This is a genomic window from Bradyrhizobium manausense, from assembly GCF_001440035.1.
Taxonomy (GTDB): Bacteria; Pseudomonadota; Alphaproteobacteria; order Rhizobiales; family Xanthobacteraceae; genus Bradyrhizobium; species Bradyrhizobium manausense.
On the sequence record NZ_LJYG01000097.1, the window covers coordinates 104033 to 117645 of the forward strand.

Below are 13613 nucleotides of genomic sequence, written 5' to 3' on the forward strand. Positions count from 1 at the left end.
AACCACTGCGCAGGGAAGGCCGGATGTTTCGGCTTCACCTGTATGCCGCTGTGCAGCCTCTTGTAGCGCAACCTATCGCACAGTGGACCGCGGGTGCCGGTCGGGCACCCGGTCTTCCCTGCGCCCTCTTTCAGATGAGGGTGAGGCGATGAAACAAAGCTCGGGCGAGATGAGCCGCGAGGATGCGAAAGTGTGTCTGCGATGAAGATGCGGATTGAAGAGCGACGCCGCCACCACACACTCCGTCATTGCGAGCGCAGCGAAGCAATCCAGAGTCTTTCCGCGGAGGGATTCTGGATTGCTTCGCTGCGCTCGCAATGACGGTGTTGATGCAGGTGCGCCCAAAAACGCAAACTCGTGCCCCGGACGCAGCGCAGCGTACCCGGCAATGCGGAGCATCGCCCGGTGCGGCGCGCTGCAGAGCCGGGGCCCACGCCACAGCATGCCTGCCCCCTCCCCATCACTTCTGCATGCCCGCTCGCTCTTGTAACATAGTCGTCATACAGCAAAACTAAACGATTGCCGGGGGCCGCGGATCGGCGGCCGAGCCGCCTCACCGCTAGGAGATTTCGATGCGACGTTCACTGCTGCTGCTGTCGGCCGGGCTGACACTGCTGTCCAGCGGTTTTGCCTCCGCTGAGAACAACACGCCCCGCAACCTGATCCTGTTCATTCCTGACGGGCTGCGCGCCCTGAAGATCACCCCCGAGACCGCGCCGGCCATGGCCGAGGTCCGCGACAAGGGCGTCAACTTCAAGAACTCGCATTCGCTGTTCCCGACCTTCACCATGGCCAACGGCTCGGCGATGTCGACCGGCCACTACCTCGGCGACACCGGCGTGTTTTCCAACACGATCTGGACCAACTACACCTCGGTGCCAGCCGGCGACACGGTGGTGCCCTTCATCGAGAACGACGCCGTGCTCGGCGACATCGACGAGCATTTCAACGGCGACTATCTCAACGAAGAGACGATTCTGAAGATGGCCCGCGACAAGGGCTACAGCACCGCCGCGCTGGGCAAGCATGGTCCGACCTACCAGTTCGACCACACCGACAAGCCCGAAAAGCCCGGCCTGCATTCGGTCGTGTTCGATGACGCCACCGGCGGCAAGAACGGCGTGGCGCTGTCGGACGAGGTCAAGGAGGCGCTGACCAAGGCCGGACTTCCCCTCGCCGCGCCGTCGCGCGGCGACAATGCAAAGGCGGGCGACGCCAAGACGCCAGGCACCACGGTCGCCAACGTCGCGCAGCAAGCCTATTTCGCCGACGTCGCCACCAAGGTGGTGCTGCCGATGTTCAAGGCACGCAACAAGCCATTCGTGCTGGTGTTCTGGTCACGCGATCCCGACGGCACCCAGCACAATCAGGGCGACAGCCTCAACCAGATCCTGCCCGGCATCAACGGCCCGAGCACGATGGCGAGCATCAAGAACGTCGACAACAACCTCGCCCAGATCCGCAAGGCGCTGGACGAGCTCGGGCTTGCCGCGAGCACCAACATCATGATCCAGGCCGACCACGGCTTCTCGACCATCTCCAAGGAGAGCAAGACCAGCCCCTCGGCCAAGGTCGGCTATGACGACACGCCGAAGGACTTCCTGCCGATGGGCTTCGTCGCCCTCGACCTGGCCAAGGCGCTCGACCTGCCGCTGTTCGACCCCAACGACAAGAACGCCGCCGTCACCGGCAACGCCCATCCGAAGGCCGGCAACGGCGTGCTCGGCAAGGACCCGACCAAGCCCGACCTCGTCGTCGCCACCAATGGCGGCTCGGACCTGATCTATCTGCCGAACAAGGACAAGAAGCTGGCGGCCAGGACCATCAACGCCCTGCTGGAGCAGGACTACGTCTCCGGCCTGTTCGTCGACGATTCCCTCGGCCGCTTCCCCGGCACCCTGCCGCTGTCGAGCATCAATCTGCGCGGCAAGGCGGCGACGCCGACGCCGGCGATCGTGGTCAACTTCCGCTCCTATGCCAGCGAATGCGGCGAGGCGCCGACCAATTGCTCGGTGCAGGTGGCCGACACCGTGCTGCGCCAGGGCCAGGGCATGCACGGCAGCTTCAGCCGCGGCGACACCTACAACTTCATGGCTGCGATCGGTCCGGACTTCAAAGCCGGCTATGTCGACGAGCTGCCGGTCAGCAATGCCGACGTCGGCATGACGGCGGCGCAGCTCCTCGGCCTGCGCGGTTCCCGCAATGGCAGCCTGGTCGGCCGGGTGATGTCGGAGGCGCTGCCCAACGGCGTCGTACCGAAGGCGTTCAAGTCAGTCGAGCGGTCGAAGAAGAAGTCCGAGAACGGTCTGGAGACCGTGCTCAACGTCCAGCGCGTCGGCAGCCAGCGTTATTTCGACGCCGCCGGATTCCCCGGCCGCACGTTGGGCCTCGAGCCGGAGAGCGGCAAACAAAAAACGGCGGGGAAANCCCCGCCGCTTGCTCTCGCGCCTCGCAAGGGGCGCGGGACTATCTCGGTTCTTACAGGCCCAGATTCTTTTACATTCCAATGTCGAAGACGTTAGGCAGTTGGCCCGCCAGAGGCAGCGCGGTGGCACCCAGGAAAGTCGCCACCATTGCCATCAGGCGACGGTTGTTCTGGCGCTTGCCGCGCATCTGGCCGGCGATCCACTCCAGCATCTCGCTCTTGACCTTGGAGGCATAGGACGGCGCCCAGCTCTCGATGTCGGTGTCCTGAGCCAGCGCGACGCTGCGCGGCGGCACTTTCAAGCCCGAAGCGCTCGCGGCATAATGGGCGACGGCCTTGGCCAGCAAATCGTCGAAGCGGCCCCCGTCGGCACGTTCGGTCGCGGCCTCGTTGATCTCGAACAGCGCCTCGGCTTCGGCGCGGCTGACCGGCTGGTCGTTGACCGCGGCGGCGGTCAGGATGCGCGCGCACCAGGCGGTGTCATCGGCATCGATGGAGCGGGAAAAGTGCACCCGGCCCTTGGTGGTCGGACCTTCCCCCGTGATCACGCCGTCGCGCACAATGGTGAGGGCATGGGCCGCAGTATCGCGGCAGGACGGTTCGAGCGACGGCGACTCAACGGACTCTTCAAGGGACTTGGGTAGTGCGGCAGACATAGTTCACTTCCAGATTTCTTCTGATCGACCAGCATTTTCATGCGGGCGTAAAGGGGTGGTTAATGATTGGAAACGGGGGTCGCGACTTTTCTCAATGGTTGCCGATTAGTCGCTGCGAGGACCGTTCCGGTTCCGTAAGAGCGTCGGGCGGGCGTGATGCGGGTTATAAAAGGCATTATCGGGGCAAGCGAGACCGTGAAGCCCCGGTGGAGATGTTTCGCCGCAGGTGCGGCCGTAACAAAATTGTGCTGAGAAATCAGCCCTTCAGAGCAAGAATTCACATTTTACTTCAAGCGGTTCAGTTGGCGTTCACTTGGCGCCGGCAAGCCCCTATACTGGGTCTGACGGTCAGACGGCAATTTCCAAGCAATTTCAATGCGATGAGGTCAAACCATGACACTTCCGATCGGCACCACCGCCCCGGACTTCGAAGCCGAGACCACTGAAGGGAAGATCAAGTTCCACGATTGGATCGGTAACAGCTGGGCCCTGCTGTTTTCCCACCCCAAGGACTTCACGCCGGTTTGCACGACCGAGCTCGGCGCACTCGCCAAGCTGAAGCCGGAATTCGACAAGCGCGGCGTTAAGCTGATCGGCCTCTCGGTCGACCCGATCGACCGCCATGCCAAATGGGCCGAAGACATCAAGGAGACCCAGGGCGCCGCGCCGAACTATCCGTTGATCGGCGACACCGACTTCAACGTCTCGAAGCTCTACGAGATGCTGCCGGCCTCGACCTCGGGCGATCCCCTCACCCGCACGCCCGCCGACAACCAGACCGTCCGCAACGTCTTCATCATCGGGCCGGACAAGAAGATCAAGCTGGTGCTGGTCTATCCGATGACCACCGGCCGGAATTTCCAGGAGATCCTGCGCGTGATCGACTCGCTCCAGCTCACCGCCAAGCATCGCGTGGCGACGCCGGCCGACTGGTCGCAGGGCGAGGACGTCATCATCGCGGGCTCGGTCTCCAACGACGAGGCCAAGACGATCTATCCGCAGGGCTGGAAGGAACCGAAGCCCTACATCCGCATCGTGCCGCAGCCGAAGTAACGGGCTGCGGTTGCGACTAGCAACCGCGGACCGTCATCCCGGGGCGATGCGTCAGCATCGAACCCGGGATCTCGAGATTCCGGGTTCGGTCCTGCGGACCGTCGCGGAATGACGCCATCAAGTAAAACGATCCGTCAGCAACAGACCCGCGGTCGACGAGACCGCGGTCACCACCGCGCCCCAGCCGATGTCGACGAACGCGACCGGCCAGCTCCAATGCTTGAGCAGTGCCAGCGCGGTGAGATCGAACGTCGCATAACAAAACAGGCCGAACAGCGCGCCATAGAGCAGCGTCGATTGCCAGGTCGCATCCGCAGAGCCGCTGACAAAGATCAGAACGCCGCCGACATAGAGCAGGTAGAACAGGATCGCCGGCAAAGGCTTCAGCTCACCCAGCATGTCGCCAACTTCCGCGGTGAAAAAGCCCTTGGCGATCAGACCAAGGAACAGGAAATCCAGCCCGGTCAGGACGACAAGGGTCGCGACATAAAGCACGGCGATGCGGTTCACTGGCGGCCTCCCCTGCCCGCAAAGCCCAGGCAGTCACATCTTGCCGTCAGCTACGTCACAGCGGGCCGATGGTTTCGGCCCGCCTCGTTCATCAAGCCGCTTGCACGCGGTCGAGGAAGCTGTCGACCTCGGCCTTCAGGCTCCGGCTCTCGCCCGACAATGCCTGGGCGGAGGCGAACATCCGGCTCGAGGTCTCGCCCGTCTCGCTCGCGCCTTCGGCTGCCTGACGGACATTGACGGCCACGTCGGCGGTGCCCGAGGCCGCCGCGCGAACGCTGGCCGCGATATTGTGCGTGGCGCTGCGCTGCTGCTCGACCGCAGCCGAGATCGAGCCCGCGATGCCGCTGATGCGCTCGATGGTCTCGGTGATCGCCTTGATGGCGGTCACCGACTCCTCGGTCGCAAGCTGCATGCTCGCGATCTGGGTCGAGATCTCGTCGGTCGCCTTCGCGGTCTGGCCCGCGAGCGTCTTGACCTCCTGGGCCACCACCGCAAAGCCACGGCCCGCATCGCCCGCGCGCGCCGCCTCGATGGTGGCGTTCAGCGCCAGCAAATTGGTCTGCTCGGCGATCGAGGTGATGAGCTTGACGACGTCGCCGATGCGCGCGCCTGCTTCGGAGAGCTGCGCGATGCGCTGATCGGTGGCCTCAGCCTGCTGCACCGCCTCGGCGGAGATCGCGTTGGATTCCTGTACTCTTTTGGTGATTTCGGAGATCGACTGCGAGAGCTCGTCGGAGGCCGACGCCGCCGCTCGGACGTGGTCGGAGGCCTGCTCGGATGCGCCGGCCGATTTCGCCGACAGATCAGCGGTGGAGCGCGCGGTGTCGGTCAATTGCCGCGCCACGCGCTCGAACTCGCCGGAGGAACGCAGGACCTTGTCGAGCATGCCACCGACGCCGCTGCGGAATTCAGCAACGAAGTTGCGAAGGTCGGCCTTGCGCTGCTCGGCTGCCGCCGCCGCGGCTTCCGCCTGTTCGCTGCGCATCCGCGCCCGCTCCAGCGAATTGCTCTTGAACACCGCAACGGTGCGCGCGATCTCGCCGATCTCGTCGGCACGGTCCTCGCAATCGAGCGCGACATCGCTCTTGCCATTGGCGAGTGCCGTCAGCGAGCGGGTGACCGAGGTCAGCGGGCCGGTGACGCGGCGCACGACCAGCATGGTGAGCACCAGGACCAGCAGCGCCGCGATGCCGGCGGCGATCGCCATACTTACGATTGCACGAGACAGCATGGTCTCGTACTGCGCCATGGGGATGCCGACATAGAGAATGCCGACAATGTTGCCAGTCGCATCCGAAATCGGGAAATAAGCCGTCATGAAGGACTTGCCGAACAGCGTGGCCGGCCCCTTATAAGCCTCGCCACGGCGCAGGCCTGCTTGTGCCGGATGGTCGGCGGCAAGCTGGGTGCCAACGGCACGGTCGCCGTTCTCCTTTTTTACGTTGGTCGAGCGGCGGACGAACTGCCCGCTCGCCTCGTCGAACACGAACAGGGTCGCATTGCCCCCGACATAGGACACCGCACGATCGACGATGGCGTGATCTTTGAACTCGGGCATCTTGGCGATCTCGGCGCGTGCCACCGCACCATCGCGCATGGTGATCCTGGCGTCAGGAACGACCTCGGCGAAGGCCAGCGCCAGCGTGCGCAGGCTGACCTCGATGTCGCGCAACGCGCGATCGTTGAAGGCGGAGGTAAGAGACCAGTAGCCGGCGCCGACCACCAATGCGGTATTCATCGCAATCAGCAGGACGGCGCACAGGACAGCCTTGGTCCCCAGCTTGAACCGAGGCAAGAACTTCAGCGTTAACGAGTTGGTCATGAATGGAACCACCCCCGGAATTCCTGCATATTGATGCAATCCGCTTACGGCCCCATTAACGCTGGTTCACACCACCTCCCGCGGCATACTTTCCAAAGCGTAAACGAGGACGCACCTGCCCCCGCCAAGCCCCCCGCCTGCCATCGTCTGGCTCCGCGACGACCTTCGACTGTCCGATCACCCCGCCCTGCACGCCGCCGCCAGATCCGGCGCGCCCGTGATTTGCCTTTATGTGCTCGACGAAGGGGCCGGACGGGCCCTTGGCGGCGCGGCGCGCTGGTGGCTGGCCCAATCGCTGCGCGCGCTCGGCGCCGACATTGCAGCGCACGGCGGATCGCTGGTCCTGCGCAAGGGATCGGCGGCCTCGGTGATTCCCGAAGTGGCGCGGGAGACTGGCGCAGGCGCCGTACATTGGAATGAGATCGCTCAGGCCCCGCATCAGCTCGTCGAGAAACAGCTCGAAACAGCGCTGGCTAGGCTCGGCGTGGACTCGCAAAGTTTTCCCGGCGACTTGCTGGTCCAGCCGTCGGCGATCCGCAACAAGGAAGGCCGGGGCTTGCGCGTGTTCACGCCATTCTGGCGGCGGGTGCTGTCGCTCGGCGACCCACCCAAGCCGCTGCCCGCACCGAAGGAGCTGCGCCCGGGTCCGAAGATCGCGAGCGACAGACTGGAGAGCTGGCAGCTCGAGCCAAGCAAGCCCGACTGGGCCGGTGGCCTGCGCGAGAGCTGGACGCCGGGCGAGGCATCAGCCCGGGCGCGTCTGCGCGACTTCCTCAAGCACACGGTGCACACTTATGCCGGCGACCGCGACCGCCCCGATCGCCAGAGCACCTCGGGCCTGTCACCGCATTTGCGGTTTGGCGAGCTTAGCCCGCGCCAAATCTGGCACGCGGCCCGCTTCGCCGCGGCGGCGAATCCGGGGCTTGGCTCAGGCATCGACAAGTTCCTGAGTGAGCTGGGTTGGCGCGAGTTCTGCCGCCACCTGCTCCACGACCATCCGAATCTCGCCACCGAGAACCTCCAAACCAACTTCGACGACTTCCCCTGGAAGGCTGACAAGAAGGCGCTCACCGCCTGGCAGCGCGGCCGCACCGGCTACCCCATCGTCGATGCCGGCATGCGCGAGCTCTGGCACACCGGCGTGATGCACAACCGGGTCCGGATGGTGGTCGCATCGTTCCTGGTCAAGCACCTGCTGATCGATTGGCGCGATGGCGAAGCCTGGTTCTGGGACACGCTGGTCGACGCGGACGCCGGCAGCAATCCGGCCAATTGGCAATGGGTCGCCGGCTGCGGCGCCGATGCCGCACCTTATTTCCGCGTGTTCAATCCGGTGCTCCAGGGTGAGAAGTTCGATCGTGAGGGAGCCTACGTCCGGCGCTGGCTGCCGGAGCTGAAGGACATGCCGGCAAAGCTGATCCATCAACCGTGGCAGGCCACACCAATTGAGCTTGCGAGCGCAGGCGTTACGCTCGGAAAGACCTATCCACAACCGCTCATCGATCATGCCAGGGGACGCGAGCGAGCGCTCGCCGCCTACGCAAAGATCCGCAAAGGTTGAGCGTTGCTTTGACACAATCGTGAAACCCGCTATCGTCATCGTTCCATGCAAACCGTGGGGGACACGATATGGACGACGACAAGCCGATCACCGCGCAGGTGATGGAGACGATGACCACCGCCGTGGAGGCAACCAAGGACGCCGCCGTCACCGCCGTCAAGAAGGTGAAGAAGGCCGCCAAGAAGGTCGCGAAGAAAGCCGCGCCCAAGAAGGCTTCGAAGAAGAAAGCCAAGAAGGCTGCAAAGAAGGCTGCAAAGAAGTCTTCGAAGAAAGCAGCCAAGAAGTCTGCGAAAAAGGCTGCCAAGAAATCTGGGAAGAAAGCCACCAAGTCGAAAAAGAAGGCCAAGAAGGCCAAGCGCTGATCACAGCGCAAAGTGGGTCTCCGGGTTTGGGCGCGTCCGGAGGCCCCTCCTACCCTCGCCGCTTGGCGGCGCGCCGCCCCGGGTGATGCTGGCCCTTCGGATCGCGAAACTCGCTGCGATGGCCCCGCCGGTCCTCTTTCGCGAAGCGTCGCCGCTTCGCAGGTGAGCCGAACGCCCTGATCACCTTCCGTCCGTTGACCTTCTTGATAACGTAGCCGCCCTCGGCCATCGAGAACGGCGCTTTCAGCGTTCCCTTGTGGTCGAACTTGGTGCCGCGGGGATGCCTGAACGGCTCGAACCAGGACGGATAGACGAAGTTCGACATCGGCAAACCGTCGACCTTGAAGGTGTCTTCCTCCACGGCGTCGCAGACTTCATAGGCGTATTGGGTGTTCCGATTTTGGTCGGCCCAGAGATTGGCCATGGGATCGAGCACCATCTCAAACAGTTCGTGCGAGGCCGCCACGCTGACCGCCTCGCCATCCAGCGCTTTGACGAAGATCTTCGAGATCGGTTGGCCGCGATAGGTCAACTCGTGGCGTCCGAGCATATTCTTGTGCAGGGCATCGTCGAAATAGACCAATTGCCAATCGGTGGCCTTCGGCTTGCGCGTGACATAGAGGTCGACCGGATAGCCCCACACCGGCAGGAAATGCTTGTCGTAACACTTTTGCAGTGCCGCGGTGAGCAGCCTCATATCGCCGTCGCCAATCGACTCCCGGGCATAGTTGATGCAGGCAATCCTGACCGGCTTCAGGGACCTGCCGAGCAATGCGCGTTTTGCCGTCTTCATGGAAATCACCGTGGGCGCGGGCCGCTGAAATACGGTCAGCCTAACATGATTGACCTTGCACGTCAGGGATGTATTCCGGCAAGCCCGCCTACGCGCCGAAGCGGCGGTTGACCACGAACACCGCAGCCGCGCACATCGCCATGCCGGCGATCGCCAGCGCGTCGAGCTTCTCGCCGAATAGCAGATAGGCCATCAGCGAAGTCACGGCTGGCACCAGGTAGAACAGGCTCGCGACCGATGTCGCCGCAGCGTGGCGGATCAGCCAGTACAACAGGCCGATCGATCCGATCGAAAGCGCGACCGCAAGCCAGGCCAATGCGAGCACGAACTCCCGTGTCCAGTGAACGACCCGATCTTCGAACAGAAAGGCGGCGAGCGTGAAGAAGATCGTCACCGCCAAGTACTGCACGAGATTGCCGGCGCGCCAGTCGATGTGGTTGCAGTAGCGGCGCTGGTAGAGCGTGCCAAGCGTGATGCTGATCAGCGAGACCACCGAGGCGAGCCAGCCCAGCCCGGCTTCGCCGGACATCGGGCGGTTGTGCAGGATCAGCCCGACGCCGCCGAGGCCGAGCACGAGGCCCGCCCATTGCACCGGGGTCACCTTCTCGCCCAGCCAGCGGTTGGCGATCGTCGAGGTCAGGATCGGCTGCAGCCCCGGGATGAGCGCGGAGAGCCCCGCCGGAATCGAATGCGCGATCGCAATCGCGGTGCCGCCGAGATAGAAGCCGTGGACGAGGATGCCGGCGACGGCGCTGTGCGCTATCCCTGCGCGATCAGGCCATTTCGGTCGGGCGATGCCTGCGATGATTGCCATCAGGCCGACCACCACCGCCATGCGGATGGCGAGGTAGGTGAAGGGATCGGCGTTGTCGACGACGTATTTGGTGGCGATAAAGCCGGTGCTCCAGAGCAGGACGAACAGCACCGGCGCTGTGCGGGCAGCGAGATGATCTTGGTTATGATTCATTGCCCTCTCATTGCCCGAGGGAGCGGTCGTGCGGCAATGCGAATTTCTGATGCTGCGCTGCGATGGACGCGGCGGCTCAGATCAGCCGCTCACCATTCTTCCGGACAGGGATCGATGATCTTCCAGAGTTCGACCCCGTTCTTGATCTTCTTCATGTCGGTGGTGAGCCCGCCATTGCGGCGAATCCAGTCTTTCACCGTATCCGGATAGTAGGACATCAGGTCGGACGTCCCTTCCGCACTGGTGACCTTGATGCCGAAGGTGAAGGCCTTGTCGTAGTAGGCCTGGTGGAAGCCGAGGCTCGCCTTGGGCGTCACGCAGATCTTGTTCAGCGGCACGATGCCGAGAACCAGCGTGCAGGCCGAATTGCAGATGCCATCGATGATCACGCGCTCGCCGGTGTCGCGGACGCGCTTGTATTTGGCCTTGTACTCCTCGACATAGCCGCCGTGGTCGCGGGTGATATGCAACTGGGCCCGCGCGGGAGTAGCGGCAGCGACGAAGAGCAACAGCAGGCTGAGGAGCGTGATGCGCATGGCAGCTTGACGACGAAAACCTTGCAAGGAAACGTACCGGCCCCGAAGAGCACCCCAGACAAAACCCCAAAGGAGCCGGCGCGAGAAATCTTTAGCCGGATTCTCTTTGGCCATACTTGTGTGGGGAATTCGTTAAGCATCCCGAAAAGGCCAAAAATGGGCAGCGTTCGCCCCTGGGGCCGGCAATTCTGTCACACCCGTCGAGGAATCTGCCGGATTTGCCCCGATTTCCAGGCTCCAGACGGGTGCCCCGGCGGCCCGAAATGGCTATAGATGACAGACTTATTTGCGGGTTCCGGAGAATCGAGATGAGCAAGTTGGCCCTTGTAGCCGCTTTTGCTGCCCTGTCGGCGGCAGTCCTTGCCCCTGGCTACGCGGAGGCGCGGGTGCACCACCGGTACCATCGCTATCACGCCAATCCGCTTCCCTACCCGATCAGCTATCTGCACAATTATGGCCCGGGAATCACCTCGGGCACCTTCGCCTACTATGACGGCCCGTCGACCAATCACTGCTACCAGAGCGCGGCTGGCTATGTCGGTCAGGACCGCCGCCGGCACCCCTGCTACTGAGGGGCGCCGCGAGCGTCCTCTCCCGGCGGGCAGTCCCTATCCGACCGCCCCCGACAGCAGCAACTGCTTCTCGATCTCATAGACCGGCAACTTGACGAGGTCCTTGCCGACCTCGCCGCGAAGCGCCCTGCGCACAGCGTCCGAATAATCGGTCCGGATCATGCCCAGCGCGCGCGGTGAGGCCACCATGGTCAGGCCTGAGGTCTCTCCGGTGCTGAGCGCGGTATCCAGCCGCTCAGCCAGACTGCGCAGGAATGTGCGTTCGGCCTCGTCGTGCCAATCGGTCTGCTCCGCCGAGCTGCGGGCACCGCCGACGGATGCATGGAACCTGCCCGGCGCGTCGGTCCCTTGCGCGGCCGTGGATGGGTTGTCCTGCTCGCGAACCTCCCTGGTGTGAAGGTTCGGAAACATCTCGTCACCGAGATTTTCCAGGATGAGCGCCTTGCGTCCGTCGCACACGACGAGCCAGTCGCCCTTGTCGATCCTCATCTTGTTCATTGCACTGCTCCAAACCATCTGTGCGCCTATTCTTCGAATTCGGCGAAGGACGGCCACCATTGCAAGATTAGGCACGAAGGCGCACCGACGAATTGCGCAGGATCAACGAGGGTGGCGATGATCGAAGAGCTGGCCCGGCAAGTGATGGTCGGGCCTACGACGGAAGAGCGGAAGATTTGTTCATCAGCATTACATTTCGGCTCCGCCACAATTTAATCAGAACAACTTCGATATCCTTCGTTGCGTAAACGGAGGAATACATCATGAATCTCAAGATCGGCCTCGTCGCCGCGTCCCTGTTCGGTGCTCTTGCGGCATCGTCGACGGCGTCGGCCATGCCGGTTGCGCCGGCGCCTGCGACCGCTCAGGTCTCTGACGTCGAGCAGGTCCGCATGGTCTGCAACGCGTGGGGACGCTGCTGGTGGCGGCCGAACGTCTATTACGGTTACGGGCCCGGATATGGATATTATGGGCCGCCGCGCTATTACGGCCCGCGTTATTATGGCTATTACGGCTATCGCCGCTGGTGAGATTTGCAGGGGCCCTCTGGGCCCCCGTCGCTTTGCGAGATAGCGGGCCTGCCACGGCCGATCAGGCTCGCGCAATTCCAAAACTGATCTAGATCAAAGATAAAATTTGCCGTGCTGTCATTCTGTTTCGATGGCTGATTTGATTGTTTTCCGATGCCCACAGACGGGCATGAATGTGCAAACTTATCTCGAAAGGCGGCAGGAGCACGAGGGCCGGAGCTTTGAATCCTTCAACTGCCCCGCCTGTACAAGGCTCCATTTCATCGACCTTACCACCGGTCAGCCGATGAGCCGCGACCGTTGACGGTGACATCGATGGCGGCATGACGTCCGCAATACGACAGCGGGAAATCCGATTTACTGAATCGCCATGTTTCGCCATGGATGGCCGCATATCGACGTTCATTTTATTGTCACGTTGCAGCGTCCGGCCAGACGCATCTTGGATATTTCGACCTGGAGCAGAAAACCCTGCAACCCCTCGACAACCCGTTCGGCACCAGGTTGTCACCCATGTCTTAGGTACGAAACGTGACCTATGTCTCCGGGCCGGACACCCTTGGCCTGGCGCGCTCGGAAGGATTCGAACCTCCGACCCTCGGAATCGAAATCCGATGCTCTATCCAGCTGAGCTACGAGCGCCTGACCCCGGATATTGGGCCACCAGCCGAAGCGCCGCGGTCGTATGCTGGCTGGCCAGCACAGCGACGACGTTCGGTTCGGTTCGAATTAGCAGAGAGGCCGGACAATAAAAAGCCCTCCCGCCCCCGTTTCGAGACGGGTCAAAAGCGCTCTCACCAAGTGGTGTTGAACAGACCGAAATGCGGCTGCTGCGCCACCAGCATCATCGGCTGGCCACGCTGCGGCATCGGACGCGCCCGGACGACCTTGCGCCTCGGGCGCGCCGGCGCCTGTGGCGTCTGGGCCTGGGCAACCTGAGCTTGCGGATTGGCGTCAGCCTTCTTGGCCGCAGCCGCATCGGCTGGCGTGAGCTGAGCTAATGTCTCGCGCACCCGTGCCTTGGCCGACATGTCAGCCATCACGTCCGCCGGCGCGGTCGGCTGTGGCGCCGCGGCGGAAGCCGTCTTCACCACCGGCGCGGCAACGGTAGGTTGGTTGGTGTCGAGCACAACCCGGTCAGGCAAATGGCGATCGGACCGGATCCGGATCAGCGGCTGGTCGTAGCTCGCAACGCCGACGGTTTGGGCAATCGGCGCTATCGGCCAAACGAAATCTGCCGCAAACAACAATGCGAGCAGCGCTCCACCGACGAACATGAAATACCGAAAGATGGGCATTGACCGCGCTCCGCCCCGCATCCCCGCGTG

At 63.2% G+C, this 13613-nt stretch carries 15 protein-coding genes and 1 tRNA gene; 6 read left to right on the top strand and 10 right to left on the bottom strand.

What is annotated here, in order from left to right; all coding sequences use genetic code 11:
- Positions 1–572 precede the first annotated feature (572 nt).
- A partial coding sequence (locus AOQ71_RS23505) for an alkaline phosphatase family protein (protein WP_057751825.1) occupies positions 573–2426 on the top strand: 1854 nt, incomplete at its 3' end.
- Between the two features lie 70 nt (positions 2427–2496).
- On the opposite strand, the gene AOQ71_RS23510 is transcribed toward AOQ71_RS23505, so the two are convergent.
- The gene (locus tag AOQ71_RS23510) at positions 2497–3081 is read right to left on the bottom strand and encodes a hypothetical protein (RefSeq protein WP_057751631.1); all 585 of its coding nucleotides are present in this window, start codon (positions 3079–3081) and stop codon (positions 2497–2499) included.
- Positions 3082–3474: 393 nt separating this feature from the next.
- Here AOQ71_RS23510 and AOQ71_RS23515 point away from each other — a divergent pair, with 393 nt between their 5' ends.
- The gene (locus AOQ71_RS23515) at positions 3475–4134 is read left to right on the top strand and encodes a peroxiredoxin (RefSeq protein WP_057751633.1); all 660 of its coding nucleotides are present in this window, start codon (positions 3475–3477) and stop codon (positions 4132–4134) included.
- A 117-nt stretch (positions 4135–4251) separates the two neighbouring features.
- Here AOQ71_RS23515 and AOQ71_RS23520 read toward each other — a convergent pair whose 3' ends face one another.
- Both AOQ71_RS23520 and AOQ71_RS23525 read right to left on the bottom strand, forming a co-directional pair.
- Complete coding sequence (locus tag AOQ71_RS23520; protein WP_057751635.1) at positions 4252–4644, bottom strand: DUF2177 family protein; 393 nt, start codon at positions 4642–4644, stop codon at positions 4252–4254.
- 91 nt (positions 4645–4735) lie between these two features.
- The gene (locus tag AOQ71_RS23525) at positions 4736–6466 is read right to left on the bottom strand and encodes a methyl-accepting chemotaxis protein (RefSeq protein WP_057751637.1); all 1731 of its coding nucleotides are present in this window, start codon (positions 6464–6466) and stop codon (positions 4736–4738) included.
- Between the two features lie 169 nt (positions 6467–6635).
- Here AOQ71_RS23525 and AOQ71_RS23530 point away from each other — a divergent pair, with 169 nt between their 5' ends.
- Together AOQ71_RS23530 and AOQ71_RS23535 are read left to right on the top strand one after the other, a co-directional pair.
- On the top strand, positions 6636–8027 hold the full coding sequence (locus AOQ71_RS23530; RefSeq protein WP_057751642.1) for a cryptochrome/photolyase family protein: 1392 nt from the start codon (positions 6636–6638) through the stop codon (positions 8025–8027).
- 68 nt (positions 8028–8095) lie between these two features.
- The gene (locus AOQ71_RS23535; RefSeq protein WP_057751644.1) at positions 8096–8389 is read left to right on the top strand and encodes a hypothetical protein; all 294 of its coding nucleotides are present in this window, start codon (positions 8096–8098) and stop codon (positions 8387–8389) included.
- A 49-nt stretch (positions 8390–8438) separates the two neighbouring features.
- On the opposite strand, the gene AOQ71_RS23540 is transcribed toward AOQ71_RS23535, so the two are convergent.
- The 3 genes from AOQ71_RS23540 to AOQ71_RS23550 form a co-directional block, all read right to left on the bottom strand.
- Entirely contained in the window at positions 8439–9182 is a 744-nt protein-coding gene (locus tag AOQ71_RS23540) for a hypothetical protein (RefSeq protein ID WP_057751646.1), read from the bottom strand.
- 88 nt (positions 9183–9270) lie between these two features.
- Positions 9271–10149, bottom strand: a complete 879-nt coding sequence (locus AOQ71_RS23545; protein WP_057751649.1) for a DMT family transporter — start codon at positions 10147–10149, stop codon at positions 9271–9273.
- 89 nt (positions 10150–10238) lie between these two features.
- Positions 10239–10685 carry a hypothetical protein gene (locus tag AOQ71_RS23550; protein WP_057751653.1) on the bottom strand — a complete coding sequence of 149 codons (447 nt, stop codon included), beginning with the start codon at positions 10683–10685 and terminating at the stop codon, positions 10239–10241.
- A 308-nt stretch (positions 10686–10993) separates the two neighbouring features.
- On the opposite strand from AOQ71_RS23550, the gene AOQ71_RS23555 reads away from it, so the two are divergent.
- Positions 10994–11257: a hypothetical protein gene (locus AOQ71_RS23555; RefSeq protein WP_057751828.1), complete on the top strand. Its 264-nt coding sequence runs from the start codon at positions 10994–10996 to the stop codon at positions 11255–11257.
- A 36-nt stretch (positions 11258–11293) separates the two neighbouring features.
- Here the strand turns inward: AOQ71_RS23555 and AOQ71_RS23560 are convergent, their stop codons facing one another.
- Positions 11294–11755, bottom strand: a complete 462-nt coding sequence (locus tag AOQ71_RS23560) for a host attachment protein (RefSeq protein WP_057751655.1) — start codon at positions 11753–11755, stop codon at positions 11294–11296.
- Between the two features lie 263 nt (positions 11756–12018).
- On the opposite strand from AOQ71_RS23560, the gene AOQ71_RS23565 reads away from it, so the two are divergent.
- Complete coding sequence (locus AOQ71_RS23565) at positions 12019–12285, top strand: hypothetical protein (RefSeq protein WP_057751658.1); 267 nt, start codon at positions 12019–12021, stop codon at positions 12283–12285.
- Between the two features lie 88 nt (positions 12286–12373).
- Here the strand turns inward: AOQ71_RS23565 and AOQ71_RS46020 are convergent, their stop codons facing one another.
- The 3 genes from AOQ71_RS46020 to AOQ71_RS23575 form a co-directional block, all read right to left on the bottom strand.
- Positions 12374–12691, bottom strand: a complete 318-nt coding sequence (locus tag AOQ71_RS46020; protein WP_162268399.1) for a hypothetical protein — start codon at positions 12689–12691, stop codon at positions 12374–12376.
- A 159-nt stretch (positions 12692–12850) separates the two neighbouring features.
- Positions 12851–12927, bottom strand: a tRNA-Arg gene (locus AOQ71_RS23570).
- A gap of 152 nt (positions 12928–13079) precedes the next feature.
- Positions 13080–13583, bottom strand: a complete 504-nt coding sequence (locus tag AOQ71_RS23575; protein ID WP_057751831.1) for a hypothetical protein — start codon at positions 13581–13583, stop codon at positions 13080–13082.
- Positions 13584–13613: the final 30 nt, after the last annotated feature.